This window comes from Aeromicrobium sp. PFPM2_SD2 (assembly GCF_057364525.1).
On sequence record NZ_JBNFNZ010000251.1, the window covers coordinates 1 to 3,687 of the forward strand.

Genomic DNA, 3,687 nt, shown 5'->3' on the forward strand with positions numbered 1-3,687 from the left:
CCGGTCTCGCGCGGCGCGACGAAGTCGGCCAGGGAGCGCCGCGGCGCGCCCCTCGCGTCCCTCGGTCTGCTGGCGCAGCTGGTGCAGCACGGCGCGGACGTCGGTGCGCGACTCGTCGGTGTAGACCGCGACGTCCTCGCCGGCCACCCGGTCGGCCGGGAACAGGCCGACGACGCCGTTGGCCGTCAGCCAGTCCTCGGCCACCACGCGGTCGAGCATGGCCTGGGCGTCCTCGTACAGCTTGCGGGCCGCCTCGCCCGTCGTGGGGTTGTTGAGGATGTCGGGGAAGCGTCCCTTGAGCTCCCAGGCGTTGAAGAACGGCTGCCAGTCGATGTAGTCGCGCAGCTCGGCCAGCGGGTAGCCGTGCAGGTGGCGGACGTACGGACCGGTCTCAGCCCCGCAGACGTCGCAGGCGGACGCCGGGTCGTCGATCATGGCCGGGCGCGGCGGCTCGTAGCCGGCCCAGTCGATCGGCGTCCCCTTCGCCCGGGCCTGCTCCAGCGGGAGCAGCCGCCGGGTGTCCTGGCGTCCGGCGTGGCGCTCGCGCAGCTGGGTGTAGTCGGTCTCGACCTCGGCCAGCAGCGCCTCGCGCCGGGTGTCGGACAGCAGCGCCGAGACCACCGGGACCGAGCGCGACGCGTCCTTCACCCAGACGACCGGGCCGTGGTACTTCTGGTCGACCTTCACCGCCGTGTGGGCGCGCGAGGTCGTCGCCCCGCCGATCAGCAGCGGCAGGTCCAGGCCCTGGCGCTCCATCTCGGCCGCGAACGAGACCATCTCGTCGAGCGAGGGGGTGATGAGGCCCGAGAGTCCGATGACGTCGGCGTCGTGCTCCTGCGCGGCGTCGAGGATCTTCTGCGCGGGCACCATGACGCCGAGGTCGATCACCTCGTAGTTGTTGCACTGCAGCACGACGCCGACGATGTTCTTGCCGATGTCGTGCACGTCGCCCTTCACCGTGGCGAGCACGACGGTGCCGGCGGTGTCGCGGGTGCTGGTGCCCTGCTTCTCGGCCTCGATGAACGGGATGAGGTAGGCGACGGCCTTCTTCATGACCGCGCGGACTTCACGACCTGCGGCAGGAACATCTTGCCCGCGCCGAACAGGTCGCCGACGACGCCCATGCCGTCCATGAGCGGACCCTCGATGACCTCGATCGGACGCGCACCGCGGGCGGCGAGCTCGGCCCGCAGCTCCTCGGTGTCGGCCTCCACGTGGTCGTCGATGCCCTTGACCAGCGCGTGCGTGATGCGCTCGGCCACCGGGAGCGAGCGCCACTGCTCGGCGGCCGCCTCCTCGACGGTGCCGTCGCCCGCGAAGTCCTCGGCGATCTCGAGCAGCCGCTCGCCCGCGTCCGGGCGGCGGTTGAGGACGACGTCCTCGATGCGCTCGCGCAGCACCGGGTCGACCTCGTCGTACACCACCAGGGCGCCGGCGTTGACGATGCCCATCGACAGGCCGGCGCGGATCGCGTGGAACAGGAAGACCGCGTGGATCGCCTCGCGCACCGCGTTGTTGCCGCGGAAGGAGAACGAGACGTTCGAGATGCCGCCCGACGTGCGGGCGTGGGGCAGGTTGTCGCGGATCCAGCGGACGCCCTCGATGAAGTCCTGGCCGTAGGCGGCGTGCTCCTCGATGCCCGTGGCGACGGCGAAGACGTTCGGGTCGAAGATGACGTCCTCGGGCGGGAAGCCGACCCGGTCGACGAGGATGTCGTAGGCCCGCCGGCAGATCTCGATGCGGCGCTGCAGGCTGTCGGCCTGGCCGTCCTCGTCGAAGGCCATGACGACCGCCGCGGCGCCGTACTTGCGGCACAGCCGGGCGTGCTCGACGAACGCCTCCTCGCCCTCCTTCAGCGAGATGGAGTTCACGATGCTCTTGCCCTGGACGTTCTTGAGGCCGGCCTCGATGACCTCCCACTTGGAGGAGTCGATCATCACCGGCACCTTGCAGATGTCGGGCTCGGAGCCGACCAGGCGCAGGAAGTGCACCATGGCGGCGACGCCGTCGATCATGCCCTCGTCCATGTTGACGTCGATGACCTGCGCGCCGTTCTCGACCTGCTGGCGGGCCACCTGCAGGGCGGTCGTGTAGTCGCCCTCCTTGATCAGCCGGCGGAACCGGGCCGAGCCGGTGATGTTGGTGCGCTCGCCGACGTTGACGAAGAGCGAGTCGTCGTCGACGGTCAGCGGCTCCAGGCCGGACAGGCGCAGCGCCGGCTCGACGACGGTGGGGACGCGGGGCGCGACCCCCGCGACGTCGCGAGCCATGGCGGCCACGTGCTCGGGGGTGGTGCCGCAGCAGCCTCCGACGAGGTTGACCAGCCCGCTCTGCGCGAACTCGCGCACGGTGCCGGCGGTGTCGTCGGGCGCCTCGTCGTACTCGCCGAACGCGTTGGGCAGGCCGGCGTTGGGGTAGGCGTGCACGAAGCAGTCGGCCACCCGGGACAGCTCGGCGACGTACGGGCGCAGCTCCTTGCCGCCGAGGCTGCAGTTCAGGCCGACCATGAGCGGGCGGGCGTGCCGCACCGAGTTCCAGAACGCCTCGGTGACCTGGCCCGTGAGCGTGCGGCCGGACGCGTCGGTGATGGTGCCGGAGATGACGACCGGCCACCGGCGGCCGTGCTCCTCGAACAGCGTCTCGGCGGCGAAGATCGCGGCCTTGGCGTTGAGCGTGTCGAAGATCGTCTCGATCAGCAGCAGGTCGGCGCCGCCGTCGACGAGACCGCGGGCCTGCTCCAGGTAGGCCTCGACCATCTCGTCGAAGTCGATGTTGCGGGCGGCCGGGTCGTTCACGTCGGGCGAGATGGAGCCGGTGCGGTTCAGCGGACCGATGGCGCCGGCGACCCAGCGCGGCCGCTCGTCGGTGGCGACGGCGTCCGCGGCCTCCCGGGCCAGCCGGGCGGACGCGACGTTGAGCTCGTAGGCGAGGTCCTGCATGCCGTAGTCGGCGAGCGAGACCCGCTGGGCGTTGAACGTGTTGGTCTCCACGACGTCCGCACCGGCCTCGAGGTACTCGCGGTGGATCTCGCGGATCACCTCGGGACGCGTGAGGCTGAGCAGGTCGTTGTTGCCCCGGACGTCGCTCGGCCAGTCGGCGAAGCGCTCGCCGCGGTAGTCGGCCTCCTCCAGCCGGCGCCGCTGGATCATCGTGCCCATGGCGCCGTCCAGCACGAGGACGCGCTCGCGCAGGGCAGCGCTGAGCGGCTCGGTGGCGTCGGGGCGGTGGTCGGGGGAGACGTTCAAGGAGGAACCTCGCAGTCGTGGGGCGTTGCCACGGTACTCGTGCTGGGCGACGGCGCACGCGACCGTCTCGGCGAGTGGTCTCACGTGTCGGTCGGTCGTCTCGCATCGCGGACGCAGGGCACGGAGTCGCCGCCGGCGGTCCGGGACCGCCTCCCTACGCTGGGGCGGTGACCACGCTTGCCGCCGTCCTGTGGGACATGGACGGGACCCTCGTCGACACCGAGCCGCTCTGGATGGCGGCCGAGGGCCGCATCGCGGCCGAGCACGGCAAGGTCTGGACCGAGCAGGACGGTCTCGACCTCGTCGGCAGCGCGCTCGAGGTGAGCGGCGAGATCATCCGCACCAAGCTCGACCTGCCGCTGACGTCGGCCCAGGTCGTCGACCGGCTGGTCAGCGAGGTCGCGGCCGGGCTCGCCGGGGGCGACGCCGCGCTGACCGAGGT

The 3,687-nt window shown here is 71.6% G+C and carries 1 protein-coding gene and 1 pseudogene; one reads left to right on the forward strand and one right to left on the reverse strand.

The window, feature by feature from the left end; translation table 11 throughout:
- A pseudogene (metH, locus tag AC2W7G_RS11440) lies at positions 1-3,158 on the reverse strand (methionine synthase); the annotation flags it as partial.
- 254 nt (positions 3,159-3,412) lie between these two features.
- Here metH and AC2W7G_RS11445 point away from each other — a divergent pair.
- A partial coding sequence (locus AC2W7G_RS11445; protein WP_485868542.1) for an HAD hydrolase-like protein occupies positions 3,413-3,687 on the forward strand: 275 nt, incomplete at its 3' end.